Here is a 21495-nt window from a genome sequence, read left to right as displayed (position 1 = left end):
CCCGAACCGGGCCCGCCCGGCACGGCAGCGGCAGGAGAAGCATGGCGACAGAGCCCGAGCCGCCTGGGCCCGCCCGCCGGACCCCGCCGGCCCAGGTCACCAGGAGCATCGCCGCAGCCAACCCGCTGCGTACCGCCCCCGGGCTGGCCGCAGGCCGGATCGTGCCCGCGGTCACCCGCGGCCTGTCCAGCCGCGGCGGCGACTCCACCCCGGACTGGCTCGAACCCGCGATGGCCGCCAACGGCATCGGCTCGTTCGACTGGGACATCCGCCGCGACCTCCTCGAGGGCGACCAGCGGGCCTGCGCCATCCTGGGCCTGGACGGCGAGCGCTTCGACCGCAGCTCCGCCTCCTTCCTGGCCATGCTCCACCCCGAGGACGCCCCCGTGGTGAGGCGCCGGGTCGAGCGCGCCGTCGCCGAGCTCGGCCAGTGCGGCGCCTACTACCGCACCGTCTTCCCCAACGGCGAGCTGCACGCCGTCCGCTTCCGCGGCCGCGTCCTCGCCGACGCCTTCGGCCGCCCCTCCCGGATGGTCGGCTTCGTCTGGGACGCCACCGTCGAGCTGCACAAGCGCGAGCGGGCCGACGAGCTGGCCCTGCTGCGCGAGGAGCGCTCCCGCTTCATCAAGGAAGCCGCCCGCGCCCTCTCCGAGGCGGTCACCGTCCGTGACGTGGCCCGGGTCTTCACCGAGCTCCCGCTGCCCGGCCTCCCGCCGGACGGCCTGGCCCTCGCCTCCCTGGAAGCCGGCCGGATCGCCCTGCTCGGCGCCAGCGGCTACGGCGGCGCCCTGCGCGAGCGCTTCGACCGCACCCCGCTGCACCCCAACCACCCGGCCGCCGAGGCGATCCGCACCCGCGCGCCGGTCTTCATCGCCAGCCTCGACGAGTACCGCGCCCGCTACCCCGAATCGGCGCCGTTCGCCAACGAGAGCGGCCGCTCCGCCTGGGCCTTCCTCCCGCTGGTCGCCAGCGGCCGGACGATCGGCGTCTGCGTCATCTCCTTCGACGACGACCGCCGCCTCGACCCCGACGAGCGCACCCTGCTCTCCACCCTCGGCGGCCTGGTCGCCCAGTCCCTCGCCCGCGCCCGCCTGCACGACGCCGAGCACGAGCTCGCCGCCGGCCTGCAGCGGGTGATGCTGCCGCGCACCGTCCCCGCCGTCCCCGGCGTCACCACCGCCGTCCGCTACCTCGCCGCCGGCTCGGGACTGCAGATCGGCGGCGACTGGTACGACGTCGTCCCGCTGCCCGGCGGCCACGTCGGCCTGGTGATCGGCGACGTCCAGGGCCACGACGTGCACGCCGCCGGCATCATGGGCCAGCTCCGGATCGCCCTGCGCGCGTACGCCGCCGAGGGCCACCCGCCCGCCGCCGTGATGGCCCGCGCCTCCCGCTTCCTGGCCGACCTCGACACCGACCACTTCGCCACCTGCACCTACGCCGAGGTCAACGTCGACTACGGAGTGGTCTACGCCGTCCGCGCCGGCCACCTCGACCCGGTCGTCCGCCGCGCCGACGGCACCGCCCACACCGTCCCCGTCGCCGGCGGCCTCCCGCTCGGTGTCGCCCCCGACGAGGAGTACCGGGTCACCCGCTTCAGCCTCGACCCCGGCGAGACCGTCGTGCTCTGCACCGACGGCCTGGTCGAAGCCCGCGACATGGACCTCGACACCGGGTACGAGCGGCTCTGCAACTCCGTCGCCGGGCACCTGCCCGCCGTCGACGAAGCCGCCCGCGAACCCCTCGAGGACCTCGCCGACCGGATCACCGCCCCCGCCGCCGACACCGCCGAACGCGAGGACGACATAGCGCTGCTGCTGCTCCGCTGGGACGGCCCCGCCGGCGGCCGCGCCGCCCAGCAGCTGCGCCGCCGGATCGGCCAGGCCGACCTGGCCCGGATCTCCGAGCTGCGCGGCGAACTGCGGGACGCCCTCCGGCGCTGGGGCGTGCCCGAGCTGATCGACACCGCGGAACTGCTCTCCTCCGAGCTGGTCACCAACGCGATCCGGCACACCGACCGCGACGCGATGTTCACCACGCGGCTCTACCACGACGAGGGGCGGGCCCGCCTGCGGGTCGAGGTCGAGGACGAGTCGGACCTGTGGCCGACCCGCCGCACCCCCGGCGAGCAGGCCTCCTCCGGGCGCGGCCTGATGCTGGTCGAGGCCCTCGCCGACGGCTGGGGCGTCGAACCGCGGGGGACCGGCAAGCGGATGTGGTTCGAGCTCTCCGCGGATACGTGAACGAATTGGCGTGAACCACTGGGGGCGCGAGGAACTGCGCGCAGCGGGAGGGCACACGTCGCAGCCTTCCGCCTCGCGCAGTTCCTCGCGCCCCTGGGGTGAGCCCAAATCAGCCGAACTGTTGCTCCAGGTCCTTGAGTTTCTGCTCGAGCGAGTCGAGTCGCGGCAGCGTGATGGTGTCCTCCTCCGGGGTGAGGTCGACGCTGCGGCGGACCGGGAGGCCGGCCGGGGCGGGGGGCTCGGCTATGGCGGGCTCCGTCGCGCCGGCGACGGCGGCGGGTGTGGCGGCGGCCTCCAGTTGCCGGGCGGCGCCGCGCTGGCGCCAGCCACCGGGCTGCCGCCCGATCGCGCGGATCTCGGCCCGCTCCCGTCGGCTGGCCATCCGGCGCCGTTCGCGGTTCTCGGCGGCGGTCCGCTTCTCGTCGCGGACCTCCTCCACCGCGTCGTCGAGGGTCCGGACGCCTTCCAGCAGCATCAGCGACCAGGCGGCGTAGGTCTCGATCGGGGCGCGCAGCCAGCGGACGATCCGGATCTGCGGCAGCGGCCGCGGGACGAGGCCCTGCTCGCGCAGGGCGGCCCGGCGGGTCTGCTTGAGGGCCCGGTCGAAGAGTACGGCGGCGGACAGCGACATCCCGGCGAAGAACTGCGGGGCGCCGGCGTGGCCGAAGCCGCGCGGGGCGTGCACCCAGTTGAACCAGGCGGAGGCGCCGGCGAACAGCCAGACCAGCAGGCGTGAGCCGAGGGCGGCGTCGCCGTGGCTGGCCTCGCGGACGGCGAGCACCGAGCAGAACATCGCCGCGCCGTCGAGGCCGAACGGCACCAGGTACTCCCAGCCGCCGGAGAGATTGAGGTTCTGCACCCCGAATCCGACCAGGCCGTGGAAGGAGAGTGCGGCGGCGACGGCGGCGCAGCAGAACAGCAGCACGTACGAGGCGGCCCCGTACAGGGACTCCTTGCGGCGGCGGCGTTCTTCCGAGCGCTCCCAGGAATCCGATCCGCGGGCTGCGGTGACGGCGGCGCGGGTGCGGGCGAACGCGACCAGTGCGGCGGTGACCAGCAGCGCGGCGAGGGCCAGACCGGCCCAGCCCAGCGGTATGTCGGACAGTCTCATGCTTGAACCAGCCTCGCTTTCCACGTCGTGACGGCGGGGACCATCATGGCGGAGAAATCGGATTCCGATGACTGGTTTGCGGTCAATACACCACTGAGAGGGAATTCCGAACGGGATATCGATCGATTATCAGATCTATTTCTGGCGTGGGCAACTGAAACACGCTTCGTCCGGCTGCACGGTGTAGAACAGGCAGCAGCTGATCCGGGTCCGGCCGCACGTGCCGTCCGGCCCCCGGGCGGCCCGGAAGTCCGCGCCGCCGGTGAACGGCGCCGGGCCGCTGCCCGGGAGCAGTGCGGCCAGTTCGGCGGTGACGCGCTCCTCCTCGCCGAGCAGGCCGCCGACGTACCAGAGGCCCTCGACGACGTCGTCGGTGGTCATGCCCCAGAGCGTGCGCGGGCCGCGCCGGACCCGGGGGCGGAAGGCGGCCAGGACCGGGGCCATGTGCTCGGCGAGGGCGGCCAGCAGTTCGGCCCGCAGCGCCGACTCGTCCGGCACCACCCGGGCCTGCGGCAGGGTGGCGGCCGGATCGTCCGGGAGGCAGCTGAAGCCGGTGGGGCGGACGGTGAGTTCGCCGGTGGCGCGGTTGATCGAGACCCGCTCGGCGGGCAGGTGCGGCACCCGGCGCTCCAGGAACCAGGGCACGGTGAAGGCCAGCGCCACCGGCCAGGTGTAGCGGTGCAGGCAGAAGCCGGCGGTGACGTCGGGGCGGGCCGCGCGGCCGTACAGGCGCAGCCCCAGCCGCTCGTCGAAGGCGATCAGCTCGCCGAGCGCGCTGCCGCCGCGGACCAGGTCGGCGCCGGCCACCCAGCCGTCGCCGGAGCGCGGCGGGGCGCAGTGGATCCGCAACTGCGGGAAGGCGTCGGCGAGTCGGGCGTAGCTGCCGGTCAGGGGAGGGGTGCGCGGGGCGGGCGGGCAGGGTTCGAGGCTGCTCGCGGTCATGCGGGGCCCCCTGCGGGAGGACGACCGGAACTCGGCGGAGCCCGGGGACGGCACGGTGGACCTGTCCGGAGTGCTGCTCCCCCCGGACAGGTTAGGCTCACCTTAGCTGATGCCGTCCCGGGCGTCCGCACCGACGCGGCCGTCCGGGGGAGCCGCCGGCGCCGGCACCGCGTTCAGCCGCTGCGCCAGCCACACCGGTACCCCGCCCAACGCCTGCACCAGCCGGGACGCCTCGGCGCGCAGCCGGGTCGCCTCCGGCGGGTCGGACACCTCGGCCAGCGAGGCCAGCGCCGGGGCCACGCCGACCGTGAAGCCGAGGTCCTCGCGCAGCTGCAGCGAGGCCCGGAAGCCCTCCCGGGCCTGCTCCAGGTCGCCGTCACCCTGCGCCAGCCCGGCCAGGTGCCGCCAGGTGGAGGAGTGCAGCAGCCGGTCGCCGCGCTCCTCGGCCGCCGCGTGGGCCCGCCGGTACGCGCTGCGCGCGGCCACCGGGTCGTGCAGCAGGTTCTCCGCGACCAGGCCGCGCCGGAAGTCCAGCAGCGGGCGGCCCGGCGCGTCCGGCGGGAGCAGCGCCGAGGTGCGGCCGAGCGCGGCCTGCGCCTCGTCCAGCCGGTCCCGGCGGCCCATCACGCTCGCCGTGTAGGCGAGGAACCCGCGGGCGCAGGACGCCGCCGCCCGGTGCTCCGCGCCCGCCACCCCGGCCTCCGCCTGGCGCAGCGCGTCCTCCGCGCGCTCCCAGTGCTCCGCGGTGAACAGGCACTGTTCGATGAGGAGTTCGGCCCGGACGAGGGCCGCCGCCGGGTCCCGCCCGGCCTGCGGCCGGAGCAGGTCCGCAGCCTCCTGCCAACATCCGCGCGACCTCAGCCGCCATACGGCGTCCGCCATGCCCCCCGAGGCCGTACCGTGCACCGACAACGCCACCTCCTTGTGTGCGCCATCCAGTAAACGGAGTGCTGTGTGGCGGCAATTCAACACGGGGGCGAGCTTGTGCACCAGATCACGAGCGGCACGGATTCCGGAACCGGGGCGTCCGCGGCGGGGTCGGTCAGGACGTCCAGCCGGTCTCCATCAGGGCCTCGGCGGCGCCGTTGGCGGGCTGCGGTATGCCGGCCGCGTCCAGCGTGAACAGCGCCACCAGCAGCTGTTCGCCGCGCACCACGGCCTGTCGTGAGTACCCGGACAGGGTGAACATGGCCGCCGCGACCTCCTCGGTGTGCAGCGTCTCCAGCCACAGGCACTCGATCGCGCGGACGTCCGCCGGCTCCGCCCAGGTGTCCACCCGGGCCACCAGACGACCACCCAACAGGGTGACCGCGTCACGCTCCTGACCCTCCGTCACCTCCAGGTCGTCGAAGCCCAGCCACTGGAGGTAGCGGGCCGCGGTCACCACCGCGTCCGCCGACCCGTGCACCGGCTGCGGGCGGAACGGCGGCCGCATCAGCCGGGCCGGCCCGCCGCCGCCCGGCAGCGGCTGCTCCAGCGGCCCGGACGGCACCGCGGTGGTGTACGGCCGCGCCCCGCCCGGCCCGGCGGCGTGGCGGCCGCCCGGATGGCCGGTGGACTGCAGCCGCGGCGCCCGGTCGACCGGCAGCCGTACGGTGGCCCCGCAGTTGCAGGTGAACTCCGGCTGCGGCCACTGGTCGTTGCGCCCGCAGTGCGGGCAGCGCATGCTCAACCAGGAGTCCTCCCAGGAGCGGAACCGCACCTGCACCGGGACACCGCCGCGCAGCAGCGGCACGCGCAACTGCGCCCCGCACGGGCACGGCAGGCTGGCCGGCTCGTACACGTGCTCGCGGCGGCAGGCGGGGCAGCGGATGGGCGTACCACTGAGGTCGTCGGGCATGGCTGACACCGTCCGTTCCTGGTCTGCTGGGGGCAGGGCCGCCTCCATCCTTGCTGATCGGCGGGGTGCCGGGTGCGGAATGCGGCAATCCTCAGGGAGACTTCAGGGGCGCTTAGGACTGCTTCGGGTCCGCACCGGTCCAGCGCGCCAGATCCTCCGGCGTGTCCAGGTCGTCGGGGGTGGCGACATCCCCGCACTCGACCAGCGTCAGCTCCCCGGCGTGGGCGGCGAGCAGCGCCCGGGCGCCCGCGTCACCCACCGCCCCGGCGGCGGCCTCGGCGAAGAACCGGGCCCCGATCAGCACCGGATGGCCGCGCCGGCCCCCGTACGCCGCGGCGGCCAGGCCGGCACCCGCCCGGTGCGCGGCGAGCAGCCGCCGGACCGCCGCCGCGGTCACGCCCGGCGTGTCGACCAGCATCACCAGCACCGCGGGCGCGTCCGCGGGCAGCGCCGCCAGTCCGGCCCGCAGCGAGGAGCCCATGCCGCCCGCCCAGTCCGGATTGTCGACCAGCAGGCAGTCCCCGGTCTCGGCGCGCTCCCGCACCTCGGCCGCCGCCGCCCCGAGCACCGCCACCGTCGGCCCGCAGCCGCCCGCCCGCACCACCCCGAGGGCGTGCTCGACCAGCGGGCGGCCGCGATAGGGGAGCAGCGCCTTGGGCCGCCCGCCGAGCCGCCGGCCGCCGCCGGCCGCCAGCACCAGCGCGGGAATCGGTCGATCTGCCATGCGGCCAGTCTCCCGGGTTCCCGCGCGGCCTCACAGTTGGATGATCGAACAAGGCGAGGGCGCAGGTCAGCGGGACACCCCGGCCGTTCGACCGCTTCACCTTCCGCCCCCGGGCACCTGTACTGGGCAGATGGCACGCAGCACAGAGCACACCCACGGCGCCCCCACCCCGCTGGTCGACCGGTACGGCCGGGTCCACACCGACCTGAGGGTCTCCCTCACCGACCGCTGCAACCTGCGCTGCACCTACTGCATGCCCGCCGAAGGACTCGCCTGGCTGCCCAGGGCCGAGGTGCTCACCGACGACGAGATCGTCCGGCTGGCCGACATCGCCGTCCACCGGCTGGGCATCCGCACCGTCCGCCTCACCGGCGGCGAACCCCTGCTCCGCCGCGGCCTGCCCGGACTGATCGCCCGCCTCGCCGCCCTCGGCCCCGAGCTCTCGCTCACCACCAACGGCATCGGCCTCGCCCGCACCGCCACCGAACTGCGCGCCGCCGGACTGCGCCGGGTCAACGTCAGCCTCGACACCCTCCGCCCCGAGCGCTACGCCGAGATCACCCGCCGCGACCGGATCGCCGACGTGTTCGCCGGACTCGCCGCCGCCAAGGCCGCCGGTCTGGACCCGGTGAAGATCAACGCCGTCCCGGTCCGCGGCGTCAACGACGACGAGATCCTCGACCTGGTCGAATTCGCCGCCACCCACGGCTACCGGATGCGCTTCATCGAGTCCATGCCGCTGGACGCCCAGGGCGCCTGGGACCGCGACCGGATGGTCACCGCCGACGAACTCCTGGACATCCTCGGCGCCCGCTGGGACCTGGTCCCGGTCGGCCGCCACGGCAACGCCCCCGCCGAGGAGTGGCGGATCGCCGGCACCGACACCGTGGTCGGCGTGATCGCCTCCGTCACCCGCCCGTTCTGCGGTGGCTGCGACCGGGTCCGGCTCACCGCCGACGGCCAACTGCGCAACTGCCTCTTCGCCACCCGCGAGTCCGACCTGCGCGCCCTGCTGCGCGGCGGCGCCGACGACGACCGGATCGAACGCGCCTGGCGCGACACCATCGCCCGCAAGGGGCCGGGCCACGACATCTCCTCCGCCGACTTCGTGCAGCCGGCCCGGCCGATGTCCGCGATCGGCGGCTGAGCCGGCTGAGCCGGCTCAGCCGGGCGGACGGGAGCGGGAGTTCGCCGTCGAACCGAGCGACCGGCGCGCGGCGCCCCTGCGGTGAGCTTCGTCATGGGTGTTGTGCCCGCTTGACCCGATGGGGGCCGACTGGTCTCCTGGTGCGCCGTCAGTCCTCACCACCTCCGGGGGAACTCCGTGCGCGCCCGCCGTACCGCCGTCCTGTCCGTCCTGCTGCTACCCCTCCTCACCCTCACCGCCTGCACCGGCGCCACGTCCTCCTCCGACTCCGCCAAGCCCGGCGCGGCCCAGGGCACCAACCCGCTGCAGAACCCCGACGGCACCAAGCCCGGCCTCCTCCCGATCACCTCCGCCACCGACCGCAAGGCCGGCGTCGACCTCATCACCAAGGTCAAGACCGCCGACCCCGGCCCCAGGACCGGCTACGACCGCGACCAGTTCGGCCCCGCCTGGACCGACAACGTCGACGGCATCCCGCTCGGCCACAACAACTGCGGCACCCGCGACGACGTCCTCGCCCGCGACGGCCGCTCCGTCGAGCACAAGGACAGCGCCGCCTGTGTCGTCACCGCGATGACCATCTGGGACCCGTACACCGGCAAGACCGTCAAGTGGACCAAGCAGCAGGCGTCGAAGATCCAGATCGACCACGTGATGCCGCTCTCGTACGACTGGCAGCAGGGCGCCGCCCAGTGGGACAAGGCCAAGCGCGTCCAGATCGCCAACGACCCGCTCAACCTGATCCCCGCGGACGGCTCCCAGAACGCCTCCAAGGGCGACTCCGGCCCGGCCAGTTGGCTGCCCGCCAACCCGGCCGTCCGCTGTGCGTACGCGGTGCGGTGGGCCCAGGTCTCGCTCAAGTACCAGCTGCCGGTGACGCCGGCGGACAAGAGGACGATGCTCCAGCAGTGCGGGGGCTGACCCCTGGGGGCGCGAGGAACTGCGCGACCAGCCACCGCTCTACGTGAGTGCATGGCCGGTCGCGCAGTTCTCCCCCAGCCTTCGGCCGGGAGGTACCCCCAATGCCGTCAAGTTTGGTGTTGGGGCTGGTAGGGGTGGGAGTTCGGGCTGTTGTGGTCGATGGTGGCGGTCAGGGTGGCTCTGCCGGCGGGGATGATCTGTCGCTTCTTGCCGTTCCCGATCTTTCCGGCCGCGTATTTGGACAGGGGTCGTTTGACCAGGCGGTTGTAGATCCGTAGGCGGCGTTCGGGTAGGGGGTGGTCGCGCAGATAGGTGCCGACCGCCCCCAGCAGGTGGGCATCGGTGGGGCCCTCGATCTGTACCGCGGCGGTGATGCCGTTGACGGCTTCGCGCAGGGCGAGGGTGAAGCCCATGGCGGTGCAGCGCAGTCCGGCTGCGGCCCCGGCGCGGGCCATGACCAGTCGCAGCAGTTGGTAGGCGATGAGCAGGGCGTGCAGTTCCTGGGCCAGGCCGGCGGGGCCGGTGCAGTGCAGGACCTTCCCGTCGAGCATCGTGGACTTGATCGAGCAGAACGCTTCCTCGACTTCCCAGCGGTCGTGGTAGCAGGCCACGACCTGGTCGGCGGGGTGGGTGCGCCAGTTGAGAAGAGTGGTGGCGAACAGCCAGGTGCTGGTGCGGGTGCCTTCGCCGGTGGTGATCTGCACGGTGACGGCGATCGCGCGGACCTTGCGTCCGGCCCGGACGGTGAGCCATGAGCCGTCCGGGTAGCGCTCCAGGGCGACCAGACGGGCGGTGCGAGGCAGCCGGACGACGAAGTCGGCGCCGGTGGCGGCCACGTCCGACAGGAACCCGGCCGCGTCGAAGCCCGCGTCCAGCAGGACCAGCATCCCCGTGTGCAGGCTGCGCAGCAGACGCCTGGCCGGGACGAACTCGCGGCCGGCCACCGGACCGAACACGGCGTCGATCAGGGCTCGGGTGGTGCAGTAGACCAGGACGATCACCTGTACCTGCGGATAGCCGGCCGTGCCGTGGCGGTGCGCGTGCTTACCCAGCCAGGCCCGGTTCGCCCCGGAGTCGGGGACGTCGAGGACCGTGCCGTCGATCGCGCAGACCTCAAGGCCGCGCCACAGGCCCGGCACCGTGTCGGGGTGGCGGCACAACTCGCCGAGCAGCAGTCGCAGCGGTCTTGTTCCCAGCCGGGCCCGTGCGGCGTGCAGGCCCTGCCGAGTCGGGTCGGGCAGCCCCGGCCCGACCAACGCGGCACACAGCATCCGGTAGGCCGCACTCAAGGGTGCCGACCCGCACAACCCCTGGACGACCAGCAGGTAGACCACCACCCGGGCCGGCAGGTCACGCACCCGACGCTGCACCGTGCCGGTCCGCGCGAGCGCGTCATCCACCGCCGAGAACGGCAGCAACCAGGTCAGCGGGCCCAGATGCCCCGGCGCGAAACACCCAACAGCTGCGGACAGCGTGCGCGTGATGACAGACTTGGACACCGGCAGGGCTCCTCCACGGAAACGGACTCGACACCCAAATCCGTAGCGGGGCCCTGCCCTCGTTGTCCCCAAAACCGGCGAAACACCAGCCCATACCCCCAACCCGCCATAACTTGACGGCATTGGAGGTACCCCCACGCGCCCCTGGTGGTTGACGTCAGTTTGTACCAGTCGTGAGGTCGTAGACGGTGGTGCTGCCGACGGTCTTGGCGGTGAAGTTGGCCTCGACCCAGGCGGTGATCTCGGAGGAGTCCGAGGAGCCTCCCATGCCGCCGCCGCGACCGCCCCCCATGCCACCGCCGCCGATGAAGTAGTGGATCTTCCCGTCCTTCACGTACTGCTGGAAGTCGGCCAGGCTCAGCGACGGGTCGGTGCCGTTGAAGCCGCCGAGCGCCATCACCGGCTTACCGGTGGCGAGTTGGTAGCTGGCCTGGTTCTGCGAACCGACCGCCGCCGCGACCCAGGTGTAGGAGCCGGCGTCCTGCTTCAGCAGGGCGGCCAGCTCGCTGCTGACCCGGGCGCCGTCGAGCAGTCCGCCCATCCCGCCGCCCATGCCGCCCATGCCGCCACGGCCGGTGCGCGCCTCGGCGCCGTTCTGGGTGCCGCCGGGGAAGCCTCCGCCGGGGAACCCGCCGCCGGGGAAGCCGTTCTGGCCTCCGGCCCGGCCGCCGTTCTGGGTACCGTTCTGCGTGCCGCCGGGGAACCCGCCGCCGGGGAGGCCGCCCGCCCGGCCGCCGGCGGGGAAGCCGCCCCGACCGCCGCCGGGACCGAAGCCCGTCGAGCCCTCGACCCGCGGGCCGGCCGTCACGATCGAACCGGTGTGCGCGGTGGACACGGTCTGCACCGCGTACGCCGCCGGGCCGCCCAGTCCGGCGGCGAGTGCCGCCAGGCCCGCCACCGCGGCGACGCGGCCCGCGAGGGCGCCGGCGAGCCGGCCGGCGAGCAGGAGGGCGGCCGCGGCGCCGAGTCCGCCGAGCAGGACCGCCCAGCGCAGCCAGGGCAGGAAGGTGGAGCTGCGTCCGAGCAGCACGTACCCCCAGATCGCGGTCACCGCGACGGTGCCGGCGAGCAGAGCGGCGTACGGGAGCCGTCGGCGGGCCCGCCAGAGGCCGTCGGCGCCCATGCCGACGAGGGCGGCGACGGCGGGGGCGAGGGCGACCGTGTAGTACTGGTGGAAGATGCCGGACATGAAGCTGAAGGTCAGGCCGGTGCACAGCAGCCAGCTGCCCCAGACCAGGAAGGCGGTGCGGGCGCTGTCGGTGCGGCCGTAGCGGCGGGTCGCCCAGAGGCCGACCACCAGCAGGATCAGGGCGGCGGGCATCAGCCAGGCGATCTGCCCGCCGATGTCGCCGTCGAACAGGCGGGTGAGGCCGGTGCTGCCCCACATGCCGCCACCCTGACCGCCCCCGCGGCCACCACCGCCACCGCCGACGCTGCCGGTCTCGTCGCCGGTGATCCGGCCGAAGCCGTTGTAGCCGAAGGTGACCGAGAGGAAGTCGTTGTCCTGCGAGCCGCCGATGTACGGCCGCGCGGAGGCGGGCACCAGCTCGACGATCGCCACCCACCAGCCGGCGGACAGGACCATCGCCAGCCCGGCGTACAGCACCTGGCGGAAACGGCGGGCCGGCCCGGTCGGCGCGACCACCAGGTAGATCACCGCGAAGGCGGGCAGGACCAGGAAGGCCTGGAGGGTCTTGGTCAGGAAGCCGAAGCCGAACATCACGCCGGTGAACAGCAGCCACCGGGTGCTCGCTGTCTCGGTCGCGCGGACCAGGCCGTACGCGGCCAGGGTGAGCAGCAGCACCAGCAGCGCGTCGGGGTTGTTGAAGCGGAACATCAGGGCCGCCACCGGGGTGAGCGCGAGCGCGCCGCCGGCGACCAGGCCGCCGAGCGGGGAGAAGCGCCGGCGGACGGTGGCGTACACGGTGCCGACGGTGGCCACGCCCATCAGGACCTGCGGGGCGAGCACGCTGCCCGTGCTGAGACCGAACAGCCGGACCGACAGGGCCATCGGCCAGAGCGACATCGGCGGTTTGTCGACGGTGATGAAGTTGGCGGCGTCCGAGGAGCCGTAGAACATCGCCTTCCAGCTCTGGCTGCCGGCCTGCACGGCCGCCGAGTAGAAGGAGTTGGCCCAGCCGGAGGCGGTGAGGTTCCAGAAGTAGAGGGCGGCCGTGGCGGCCAGCAGGCCGAGCATGGCCGGGCGGGCCCACCGCGGGTCGTCGGGGCGGCCGCGCCAGGCGCGGGCCGGCAGGGTGCGCAGCCGGTCAGCCCAGGAGGACGGGCCCTTGGGGCCGGTCGCCGGGAGCGGGACCGGGGGGAAGAGCGGTTCGACCGTGGCCTGCGGAGCCGGCTGCGCGGAGGGCTCCGGCGGCGGATAGTTCGCAGCCTCGGGCCACGGGACGCTGGTGGGAGGAGGGGAACTGGTCATGGCAGTTACGCTCGGGCGTCCCGCTGAGATTCTCATGAGGCCCGGCTATGAGCGCCCTGTGATCTTCGGATCACCCGTTCGGACCGGGATGCGCGCCGATACCGGGACCGCTCAGGCGGGGTTCACCGTGTCGAGGCGCTTGCCGAGCCACTCCAGGGCGGGCGGGATCTCCCGGGTCCAGGTGTGGAAGTTGTGGCCGCCGGTGTTCAGGGTGATCGTCGACAGCTGGGTCGGCGCCTTGAACGAGGCCACCATCTGCTGGGTGGCGTGGTAGTTCTCCTCGTTGTAGCTGGTCGCGAGGAGGAGCGAGACCGGCGGGGCCGGCTTGTTCTGCAGGCGCCACAGCAGGTTGTTGTCGCGCTTGACGTCCGCGCTGCCGGCGAACAGGTCGCCGGTGGTGGGGTCGTTGCCGACCTCGTAGTAGCCGGACAGGGAGATCGCCGAGCGGTAGGCGTCGGGCTTGCGCAGCGCGAACTTGAGCGCGCAGTAGCCGCCCGTCGAGTCGCCCATCGCAGCCCGCGCCTCGGGCCGGTCGGAGACCCGGTAGGAGGCGGCCATCGCCTTCGGCAGGTCCTCGGTGAAGAAGGTCTCCACCTGCGGGCCGCCCGGCACGTCCATGCACTCGGTGTCCCGGTTGCCGACCAGCGTGGGGCGCATCATCACCAGGATCATCGGCGGCAGTTGCTTCGCCTCGATCGCCTTCAGCGTGGACGCCGGGTACTGCAGCAGCGAGATCAGCTTCTCCGGGGTGCCCGGGTAGCCGCTGAGCACCAGCGCCATCGGGAAGCGGGCGGAGGCGTACGCCGGCTGGAAGTACTGCGGCGGCAGGTAGACGTACGCCGGGGTGCCGACCAGGCCGGAGGTGGCGCCGCTGATCGTCACCTTCTGGATCAAGCCGGAACGGTCCTGCGCCGAACCCTGGGACGAGTACATCTTCTGCTCGCCGGTGACCGAGATCGCCTTGCCGCCCGGCTGGTGGTCGACCACCGTGCCGGGCTTGCCGTCCAGGCCGAGCAGGTCGCTCCAGGTCGAGTAGAAGCCGAAGTACGAGTTGGCGACCAGGCCCATCGCGACCAGCACCGCGACCTGGGTGCCGAAGAACGCGCCGAGGCGGCCGAGCCACGCCTTCCAGCCCCGACCGCCGAGTCGGGGCCACAGCCACAGCGTGGCAACGAACGCGGCGACGGCCACCACGACGGCGATGATCTGGAGGGTAAGTCCGGTCAGACTGGGCACCCGTTGATCGTAAAGGACGCTGTCAGCGGCCTCCCAGCCGCCTCCCAGCGCGAGGCTGCTCGGGCTGCACGGGGCCGCTCGGAACTCCCCGCCCGGCGCCCCGAGCCGGGAACTCCCGGTCAGGCCCTCGCGCCGGGCAGTCGCAGCGCCGCGGGCAGGGCGAGCACGGCGAGGGCGGCCAGCGCCGCCAGGGCGGGGCGCATCGCGTGGACGAAGCCGCCGCCGGGGTCGAGCCCGACCAGCATGGTGGCGGCCGCCACCCCGAGCACCGGGCCGATGTTGAGCGCGGTCTGCTTGAGCCCGCCGGCCACCCCGGCGTCCTCCGCCGCGGCGTGCCGCACCACCACCGCGGTCGCGGTCACCATCACCGCGACGTAGCCAGCGCCGGCCGAGGCGAAGCAGGTGCCGACGGCCACCGCCGAGGACCCGGCGTCCAGCCGGGAGAGCAGGGCGACCCCCAGCGCCAGCAGGACCACCCCGCCCGACGCGGTCCAGCGGGCGCCGGTCCGGCGCAGCAGCCAGGCCGCAGCGGGGGCGCCGAGCACCATCATCACGGCCAGCGGCAGGCCGCGCATGCTGCTCCGGAGCGGGTCCAGGCCCTGGACGTCCTGGAGGAACCAGGTGGCCAGGAAGAGCGCCCCGAGCAGGGCGGCGGAGACCGCGACCAGGATGCCGAGCGAGAGCGCGACCGGTGCGGAGCGCACCACCCGCGGCGGTACGAGGGGATGTTCGGTGCGCCGCTGGTGCCATCCGAAGCCCGCCCCGGCCGCCAGCCCGACTGCCAGGACCGGCCCGGTCGCCGCCGTCCAGCCGTCGCGTGGCAGCTCCACCAGCGCGTGCACCAGGCACACCAGCGCGAACGCCAGCAGTCCCGCCCCGGCGAGGTCCGGCCGTCCGCCCGGTACCGGGCGCGGCCCGTCGGTGCGGCCGCTGCCCGCCGCCCGGCCGAGGACGGCGACCAGGAGTGCCGGGGCGATGCCGAGGAAGAAGACGGCGCGCCAGCCGAGGTGGGCGGCGAGGGCGCCGCCGAGCAGCGGGCCCGTGGCGGCGGCGAGGCCGATGGCGCTGGTGCGCAGCGCGATCGGCGGGCCGAGCCGGTCGGGCGGGTAGGCGGCCCGCAGCATGCCGAGGGTGGCGGGCTGCAGCAGGGCGCCGAAGACGCCCTGGGCGACCCGGAGGGCGATCACCCAGCCGATGCCGGGGGCGAGCCCGATACCGGCGGAGGTCGCGCCGAAGCCGAGGGCGCCGAGGGTGAGGAGGCGGCCGTGCCCGTACAGGTCGCCGAGGCGGCCGGCGAGCACCAGCAGCCCGGCGACGGCGATCAGGTAGCCGGTGCCGGTCCACTGCACCTGGGCGAGGGTGGCGTGCAGGTCGCGTTGGAGCGAGGGCTGGACGACGGTGAGCACGGTGCCGTCCATGGCGACCAGCGCGGCGCCGGTGACGCTGCAGGCGAGGGTGAGCCTGCGACGCACGACCGTGGGCACGGGCTTTCCGGTCACCGGCCGTCCCGTCGCGATCGTTCCGGTCACGGGCGTTCCGGTCCGAGGTGGGCGTCGAGGGCGGCGCGCAGCAGCGCCTCGGTGGAGTCCTCGCCGAGGGCCAGGCGGAGGCTGCCCCAGGCGGAGAGCTGGGCGATGCCGTGCAGGTTGGCCCAGAGCGCGGCGGCGGCGTGCCGGGGGTCGGTGCCGGGGCGGACCTCGGCGACCAGGCCGGTGAACAGGGCGAACAGCGGGAGGCTGGTCTCGCGCAGGCCGAGCCGGCCGCTCTCCAGCAGGTCGTGGCGGAACATCAGCTCGAACATGCCGCGCTCGGTGCGGGCGAAGTCGAGGTAGGCCCGGGCGAGTGCGGTGAGCCGCTCGCGCGGGGCGCCGGACCCGGCTGCGGCCTCGGCCTCGGCGGCCCGGGCGGCGAGCCGGGTGAAGCCCTCGCGGGCGATGGCGGAGAGCAGGTCGAGGTGGGTGGGGAAGTACCGGCGCGGGGCGCCGTGCGAGACCCCGGCCCGGCGGGCGATCTCGCGCAGGGTGAGGGCCTGCGGTCCTTCGGCGGCGAGAAGTTCGGTGCCGGCCGTGATCAGTCGGGCGCGCAGCCCGGAGTCCTGGTCATCCATAGTAGACACTGTCTACCAGTGCCTGGTGGACAGTGTCTACTCCCGGTCGGGGGAGGTCAGCCCAGCAGCAGGTCGACGTACGGGACGGTGTCCCCCGGCAGCAGGTAGCGCTCGACCTCGGTGAAGCCGCGCCGCAGGGCGAAGCGCAGGCCGTCCTCGTTGGAGGCGAGCACCACGGTGGCGATCCGCTCGGCGCCGAGCGCCCGGGCCCGCGCCAGGCCGCTCGCGTACAGCCGCTCGCCGAAGCCCTGCCCGCGGTGGTCGGGCAGCACCCGGGCGATCACGGTGGCGGTGCCGTCCGCGGGCGGGCGGACGGTGCTGCAGCCGACCGCGAGGTCGCCGAGGTAGGCGACCTCCAGGTGGTTGCGCCCGGAGCGCTCGCGGACCGCCTCGGGCGACAGCGGGTCGGTCGGGATGATCACGTTGTGGACGTGCCGCCAGTCCTCGAGGGCGGCGTCGTCCTGGGGCTGGAGCAGGCGGAGCTTCGACATGGAGGCAGCCAACCGTCCCGGCCGACGGGGCGTCAACGCCATTCGCCCCCGCGGTCGTCAGGTCGCGCTGCGCGGGAAGCGGCGCTCCCAGTGCCGCTCGAACAGCACGTCGCCGCCCTCCAGCGCCCGCAGGTGGTCGCGGGTGGTGAAGTGCCCGGCGTCGCAGGTGATCTCGGACCGGGTCTGGACGGTGACGTCCCAGCCGATCTCGGGCCGCTCCAGCCGGACAGTCCGGTCGGCGCGGGCCCGGGCGCTCAGCGGGTCGTCGCCCCGGATCGCGTACGCCTCCACCGCGTGCTCCTCCTCGACCAGCCCGTCCGGGTGGGTGCGGGTGCCGGAGCCGGGGTCGACCTCCAGCCGCCACTCGCCCGCGGCGACGTCGTGCACCACCTGCCGTTCGGGCCGGGCGGTGAGCGGTTCCACCTCCCGGACGGCGAGCTCCGCCGCCTGCTCGGGTTCGTCGAAGGAGATCGGGGCGCTGCCCGCGTCGGCCGCCAGGTGCCGGACCGGAAGTGTGAGCACGCTGCGGCCCGGGTCCACCTCGAACCCGCCGGAGTCGGGCTGCGGCCAGACCCACGGCCAGTATGCGGAGGAGAGCGCCAGCCGGATCCGGTGCCCGGCGGGGAAGGCGTGGGCGACGGCGGCCAGCTCCAGGTCGACGTCCTCGACCGTGCCGGGCCGCCACTCCACCACCCGGTCGCCGTCCTGGTGGGCGGTCAGGTCGAGCACCCCGCGGGTGACCAGGGTGGAGGCCCCGTCCGGGGCGACGTCGCACAGCCGGGCGGCCACCTGCCCGCGCCGCCCCCGGCTGCGCAGCCGCAGCCGAAGGCCGGCCGCGCCGAGCACCTCCACCGGTTCGGGCAGCGGCCCGGAGTCGAAGCAGACCGAGCGTCCGTCCTCGCCGCGCTGGTCGGGCGGCAGGTCGGCGGCGCCGCCGCGCGGGCGGAAGGGCCCGGCGTCCACCCCGGTGTGCTGCGGGGAGCGGACCGGGACGAAGCGGTCGTCCGAGGGGGTGCCCGCGGTGCGCAGCGCCTCGTCCAGGCCGTAGTGCACCTCGCGGACGTCGGGGGAGGGCCAGCCGTCGTCGCCGATCCAGCGGCCGGGCCGGTTGACGTAGGAGGTGGCGGGCGGGACGGACTCGTTCATCCAGCACCGCAGCACGGGCTCGGCCAGGACGCCGGTGTCCCGGTCCTTCAGCCAGTGGTCCCACCAGCGCAGGGTCTCCTGGAGGAAGCCGATGGCCGGGCCCGGTGGCCGGCCCTGGTCGGGGTACTGGTGCGGCCAGGGTCCGATCAGGCCGCGGACCGGCGCGTCCAGCCGCTCGATCAGGTCCAGGACGGCGTCCCGGCCCGGGTCGGCCCAGCCGCCCACCGCCAGCACCGCGGCCCGGATCCCCGGGCGCTTCGCCGGGCCGTTCCGCGCCGCGGCGGCGTCCCGGGCCGGGTGGGCGAGCCTGGCGTGCACCGGCGGTTCGATCGCGGCCAGCCGCTCCCGCCACCGCGGCCGCCAGTCGTCGCCGACGTCCCGCGGATCCGGGGGCAGGGCGGCGAGGGCCAGCGCGGCGGCCGAGCGGGCGTGCAGGTCGGCGGCGGGCAGCGCGCCGCCGAGGTGCCGGCTGTCGGGCGCGTACGGGCCGTCGACGGGGCAGACCGCGACCACCGCGCCGAGCGCGGGCGGGGCGAGCTCCGCCAGTCGCAGGCTGCCCGCGGCGCCCTCGCCGAGGCCGAGCAGCCCGACCCGTCCGGTGCACCACGGCTGCGCGGCCAGCCAGGCGATCACCGCCAGGCCGTCGGCCGACCCCTGCTCCCCGGACGGCTCCCCGGACGGCTCCCCGGACGGCTCCCCGGGCGGGTCGCCGGCCGCGAGCGCGGGCAGCCCGTCGGAGCTGCCGTAGCCGCGGGCGTCGACCCGGACCGAGGCGTAGCCGTGGCCCGCGTACCAGGGGTGGCGTTCGGCGTCGCGCTGCGCGGTCCGGTCGCCCAGGCGGTCCGGCAGGTACTCCAGCAGCGTCGGCACGGGAGTGTCGGACACCGGCCGCCAGACCCGGGCGTGCAGCCGGATGCCGTCCGGCAGCGGGATGCGCAGGTCCTCCCGGACGGTGGGGAAGGGGTACGGGTCGGGGTGCCGCATGAACGCCTCCCGGGGAGGGGGCGGCCTGCCTCTCCGCCCCGGTCACAAGAGCACAGAAAATCGACCATATCGGAAATACAGGTTGATTTCCCCCGTCGGCCGGTTCGAGGGGCGGGCGGAGTGCGCCCCCGGCTCTCAGTTGCGAATGACTTGCAATTGCGTCCGCGCATGGGGAAAGCTGGCCCAGCTCGGCCCACGCCACTCGGGAGGACTCTTCATGCCAGCGCCAAGTCGTCTGCGCGACCGGCTCACCCGGGAGGAGTGGATCCGTCTCGCCGGCATGGGCGGCTTCGTCCTCGCGCTGCACGTGATCGGCTGGTTCACCCTGCTCGCGGTCATCGCCCCCAAGCACTACGACGTCGGCGGCCAGGTCTTCGGCGCCGGCATGGGCCTGACCGCCTACACCCTCGGCATGCGGCACGCCTTCGACGCGGACCACATCGCCGCCATCGACAACACCACCCGCAAGCTGATGGGCCAGGGCAAGCGGCCGCTGTCGGTCGGCTTCTGGTTCTCGCTCGGCCACTCCTCGATCGTCTTCGGCCTGTGCGCGCTGCTCGCCTTCGGCATCCGCTCGCTGGCCGGCCAGGTCGAGTCGGACGACTCCGCGCTGCACACCGCCACCGGACTGATCGGCGTCTCCGTCTCCGGCACCTTCCTGGTGCTGATCGGCCTGATCAACCTCGGGGCGTTCAACGGCATCCTCAAGGTGTTCCGCAGGATGCGCGAGGGCGAGTACGACGAGGCGGAGCTGGAGCGCCAGCTGGACCGGCGCGGCTTCCTCAACCGGATCCTCGGCCGGGTCACCCGGGCCGTCACCAAGCCCTGGCACATGTACCCGGTCGGCCTGCTCTTCGGCCTCGGCTTCGACACCGCCACCGAGGTCTCGCTGCTGGTGCTGGCGGGCGGCGCGGCGGCCTTCTCGCTGCCCTGGTACGCGCTGCTGGTGCTGCCGATCCTGTTCGCGGCCGGCATGAGCCTGCTGGACACCATCGACGGCTCGTTCATGAACTTCGCCTACGAGTGGGCCTTCTCCAAGCCGGTCCGCAAGATCTACTACAACCTGACCGTCACCGGCCTGTCGGTGCTGGTGGCCCTGGTCATCGGCGTGATCGAGCTGGTCGGCCTGCTGGCCGACAAGCTGGACATCACCTCGGGCCCGATCGGCTGGATCGCCGAGCTCGACCTCAACATGGTCGGCTACGCCGTCGTCGTGCTGTTCGTGGTCACCTGGCTCGGCGCGCTGGCGTTCTGGAAGTTCGGCAAGGTCGAGCAGAAGTGGTCGGCGGGCATCCGCGAGGCCGCCCCGGCCGACGCGGACTGAACCGCCCCCGAGCGAGGGCGACCACCTGCCGGCGGTCGCCCTCGACGCGTTCTCAGCTGCCCGCGCAGTAGGCCATCAGCCTGTCGTGGTTGGCCTTGAACCGGTCGTAGACGGCCGCGTTGTCGATCTTGAGCAGGGTCTCGTCGTTGGCGCGCAGCGCCGAGTACGTGTAGTTGTGGCTGCCGGTCCACACCAGCTTGCGGTCGGCCGCGCCGTCGTAGGTGCCCTCGATCAGCAGGTACTTGGAGTGCAGGCCCTTCCTGGTGCCGTCGGCGCCGTTCTCGTAGCACTCCACCCGCTTGGTGAGCCTGCCGGACACGATGTCGGTGACGCCGGCGCTCATCGAGCCGGGCGCGCCGTCGGCGGCCAGGTACACCGAGCAGCCGGAGCCGGCCAGCGACACCAGCTTGCGGGCCACCTCCTCGCGGCTGAACAGGTTGATGCCGACCCGGATCTGCGTGCCGCCGGAGCAGCTGACGTTGTCCAGGATCAGCTTGACCGTGTCGGTGCTCGGGTCGGCGTTCCAGGCGGTGCCGGCCGCCTCGTGGCGGGGGAAGAAGTACGCCTTGTACGGGCCGGTGGTGCTGGTCGGGGTCTTGTAGTAGTCGCTCAGCCCGGCGGTGGCGGTGCCGTAGTGCAGCAGGTCGGCGAAGTAGGCCTGGTAGATCGCGTACAGGCCGGGGTCCGGGATGGTGACCGCGTTGTTGAAGTAGCCGGTGCGCTGGGCGGTGGTCAGGTTGGCCGAGGTCTGGACGACCACGTCGCTCGCGCCGCCGACCTTCGAGAACAGCCAGAACTTGTTGTGGTTGATGGCCGGGTCGTCGCCGGAGACCACCCGGCTGCCGATGCAGCCGCGGCCGGCCGGGCAGGCGGTGACCCAGGAGTCCTGGCCGCGGTCGGTGCCGAGGCCCACGGCGAGCGCGGGGTACTGGCCGCCGCTCATGGTGACGGTGGTGTCGTCGACGATCAGACGGACCTTCACCCCGCGCTGCCTGGCGGCGACCAGGGCGGTGGCGGCGACGGAGTCGGTGAAGGTGTAGACGGAGGCGGTGATCTGCTCGCCGGCGGGGGTGGCGTCGATCAGCGAGACGAGGTGGTCGCGGATGCGGTTCTGCTCGGCGGCGGTGCCGTCCGGGTCGTTGAAGACGGCGGAGGTGGTCACCGTGACGTCCGCGTGGGCGGGGGTGGCGGCGGCGAGCGCGGCGGTGGGCAGCAGGACGGCGGCGAGGGCCGACTGCCAGGTCCTGGCGATGCGGTTCACGTGGGTCTCCGTACGGTGGCGGGCTGACGGGCCGGGGCCCGCCCGACCGCTGGGTCGGACGGGCCCCGGTTCACTTCAGGGGGAGGTA

General features: G+C 74.0%; 17 protein-coding genes. 4 read left to right on the top strand and 13 right to left on the bottom strand.

From position 1 onward, the window contains the following. Window positions 1-41 precede the first annotated feature (41 nt). Window positions 42-2243 carry a SpoIIE family protein phosphatase gene (locus tag FHR36_RS28445; RefSeq protein WP_253801659.1) on the top strand — a complete coding sequence of 734 codons (2202 nt, stop codon included), beginning with the start codon at window positions 42-44 and terminating at the stop codon, window positions 2241-2243. A gap of 109 nt (window positions 2244-2352) precedes the next feature. On the opposite strand, the gene FHR36_RS28440 is transcribed toward FHR36_RS28445, so the two are convergent. The 5 genes from FHR36_RS28440 to FHR36_RS28420 all read right to left on the bottom strand — a co-directional run bounded on the left by FHR36_RS28440 (window position 2353) and on the right by FHR36_RS28420 (window position 6860). Beyond that, entirely contained in the window at window positions 2353-3354 is a 1002-nt protein-coding gene (locus tag FHR36_RS28440; RefSeq protein WP_253801657.1) for a DUF2637 domain-containing protein, read from the bottom strand. 135 nt (window positions 3355-3489) lie between these two features. Continuing rightward, on the bottom strand, window positions 3490-4296 hold the full coding sequence (locus FHR36_RS28435) for a (2Fe-2S)-binding protein (protein ID WP_253801655.1): 807 nt from the start codon (window positions 4294-4296) through the stop codon (window positions 3490-3492). Window positions 4297-4398: 102 nt separating this feature from the next. Then, entirely contained in the window at window positions 4399-5178 is a 780-nt protein-coding gene (locus FHR36_RS28430; protein WP_253801654.1) for a tetratricopeptide repeat protein, read from the bottom strand. A gap of 160 nt (window positions 5179-5338) precedes the next feature. Next, window positions 5339-6136, bottom strand: a complete 798-nt coding sequence (locus FHR36_RS28425; RefSeq protein ID WP_253801652.1) for a hypothetical protein — start codon at window positions 6134-6136, stop codon at window positions 5339-5341. Window positions 6137-6248: 112 nt separating this feature from the next. Continuing rightward, on the bottom strand, window positions 6249-6860 hold the full coding sequence (locus FHR36_RS28420) for a nucleotidyltransferase family protein (protein WP_253801650.1): 612 nt from the start codon (window positions 6858-6860) through the stop codon (window positions 6249-6251). 130 nt (window positions 6861-6990) lie between these two features. On the opposite strand from FHR36_RS28420, the gene moaA reads away from it, so the two are divergent. Together moaA and FHR36_RS28410 are read left to right on the top strand one after the other, a co-directional pair. Continuing rightward, window positions 6991-8007, top strand: a complete 1017-nt coding sequence (gene moaA / locus FHR36_RS28415) for a GTP 3',8-cyclase MoaA (protein ID WP_253801648.1) — start codon at window positions 6991-6993, stop codon at window positions 8005-8007. Window positions 8008-8184: 177 nt separating this feature from the next. Further along, the gene (locus FHR36_RS28410) at window positions 8185-8928 is read left to right on the top strand and encodes an HNH endonuclease family protein (RefSeq protein ID WP_253801646.1); all 744 of its coding nucleotides are present in this window, start codon (window positions 8185-8187) and stop codon (window positions 8926-8928) included. 107 nt (window positions 8929-9035) lie between these two features. On the opposite strand, the gene FHR36_RS28405 is transcribed toward FHR36_RS28410, so the two are convergent. The 7 genes from FHR36_RS28405 to FHR36_RS28375 all read right to left on the bottom strand — a co-directional run bounded on the left by FHR36_RS28405 (window position 9036) and on the right by FHR36_RS28375 (window position 18822). Further along, a complete protein-coding gene (locus FHR36_RS28405; protein WP_253793771.1) occupies window positions 9036-10427 on the bottom strand; it encodes an IS4 family transposase in 1392 nt (463 codons plus the stop codon). A gap of 157 nt (window positions 10428-10584) precedes the next feature. Continuing rightward, on the bottom strand, window positions 10585-12858 hold the full coding sequence (locus FHR36_RS28400; RefSeq protein ID WP_253801644.1) for an ArnT family glycosyltransferase: 2274 nt from the start codon (window positions 12856-12858) through the stop codon (window positions 10585-10587). A gap of 111 nt (window positions 12859-12969) precedes the next feature. After that, on the bottom strand, window positions 12970-14094 hold the full coding sequence (locus tag FHR36_RS28395) for an alpha/beta hydrolase (protein ID WP_253801642.1): 1125 nt from the start codon (window positions 14092-14094) through the stop codon (window positions 12970-12972). Window positions 14095-14213: 119 nt separating this feature from the next. Continuing rightward, window positions 14214-15578, bottom strand: coding sequence for an MFS transporter (locus tag FHR36_RS28390; protein WP_308199661.1), 1365 nt, complete (start codon window positions 15576-15578; stop codon window positions 14214-14216). Between the two features lie 41 nt (window positions 15579-15619). Continuing rightward, on the bottom strand, window positions 15620-16201 hold the full coding sequence (locus FHR36_RS28385) for a TetR/AcrR family transcriptional regulator (RefSeq protein WP_253801640.1): 582 nt from the start codon (window positions 16199-16201) through the stop codon (window positions 15620-15622). Window positions 16202-16257: 56 nt separating this feature from the next. Then, window positions 16258-16692 (bottom strand): GNAT family N-acetyltransferase, encoded by a 435-nt coding sequence (locus FHR36_RS28380; RefSeq protein ID WP_253801638.1) that lies wholly within the window; start codon window positions 16690-16692, stop codon window positions 16258-16260. 57 nt (window positions 16693-16749) lie between these two features. Further along, the gene (locus FHR36_RS28375; RefSeq protein ID WP_253801637.1) at window positions 16750-18822 is read right to left on the bottom strand and encodes a CocE/NonD family hydrolase; all 2073 of its coding nucleotides are present in this window, start codon (window positions 18820-18822) and stop codon (window positions 16750-16752) included. 217 nt (window positions 18823-19039) lie between these two features. On the opposite strand from FHR36_RS28375, the gene nicT reads away from it, so the two are divergent. Beyond that, the gene (gene nicT / locus FHR36_RS28370; RefSeq protein ID WP_253801636.1) at window positions 19040-20146 is read left to right on the top strand and encodes a Nickel transporter NicT; all 1107 of its coding nucleotides are present in this window, start codon (window positions 19040-19042) and stop codon (window positions 20144-20146) included. A gap of 52 nt (window positions 20147-20198) precedes the next feature. Here the strand turns inward: nicT and FHR36_RS28365 are convergent, their stop codons facing one another. Next, on the bottom strand, window positions 20199-21407 hold the full coding sequence (locus FHR36_RS28365) for a phospholipase D-like domain-containing protein (RefSeq protein WP_253801635.1): 1209 nt from the start codon (window positions 21405-21407) through the stop codon (window positions 20199-20201). Between the last annotated feature and the right edge of the window lie 88 nt (window positions 21408-21495).

It is taken from the genome of Kitasatospora cinereorecta, from assembly GCF_024172095.1.
GTDB lineage: Bacteria > Actinomycetota > Actinomycetes > Streptomycetales > Streptomycetaceae > Kitasatospora > Kitasatospora cinereorecta.
This window is presented reverse-complemented; position numbering and strand designations above follow the sequence as displayed.

Bases quoted from the DNA above. Each gene is read 5' to 3' on its own strand.
- FHR36_RS28425 (WP_253801652.1), bottom strand. From the start codon at position 6,136: ATGCCCGACGACCTCAGTGGTACGCCCATCCGCTGCCCCGCCTGCCGC.
- FHR36_RS28375 (WP_253801637.1), bottom strand. From the start codon at position 18,822: ATGCGGCACCCCGACCCGTACCCCTTCCCCACCGTCCGGGAGGACCTG.
- FHR36_RS28445 (WP_253801659.1), top strand. From the start codon at position 42: ATGGCGACAGAGCCCGAGCCGCCTGGGCCCGCCCGCCGGACCCCGCCG.
- FHR36_RS28440 (WP_253801657.1), bottom strand. From the start codon at position 3,354: ATGAGACTGTCCGACATACCGCTGGGCTGGGCCGGTCTGGCCCTCGCC.
- FHR36_RS28385 (WP_253801640.1), bottom strand. From the start codon at position 16,201: ATGGATGACCAGGACTCCGGGCTGCGCGCCCGACTGATCACGGCCGGC.
- FHR36_RS28400 (WP_253801644.1), bottom strand. From the start codon at position 12,858: ATGACCAGTTCCCCTCCTCCCACCAGCGTCCCGTGGCCCGAGGCTGCG.
- moaA (WP_253801648.1), top strand. From the start codon at position 6,991: ATGGCACGCAGCACAGAGCACACCCACGGCGCCCCCACCCCGCTGGTC.
- FHR36_RS28435 (WP_253801655.1), bottom strand. From the start codon at position 4,296: ATGACCGCGAGCAGCCTCGAACCCTGCCCGCCCGCCCCGCGCACCCCT.
- FHR36_RS28430 (WP_253801654.1), bottom strand. From the start codon at position 5,178: ATGGCGGACGCCGTATGGCGGCTGAGGTCGCGCGGATGTTGGCAGGAG.
- FHR36_RS28380 (WP_253801638.1), bottom strand. From the start codon at position 16,692: ATGTCGAAGCTCCGCCTGCTCCAGCCCCAGGACGACGCCGCCCTCGAG.
- nicT (WP_253801636.1), top strand. From the start codon at position 19,040: ATGCCAGCGCCAAGTCGTCTGCGCGACCGGCTCACCCGGGAGGAGTGG.
- FHR36_RS28420 (WP_253801650.1), bottom strand. From the start codon at position 6,860: ATGGCAGATCGACCGATTCCCGCGCTGGTGCTGGCGGCCGGCGGCGGC.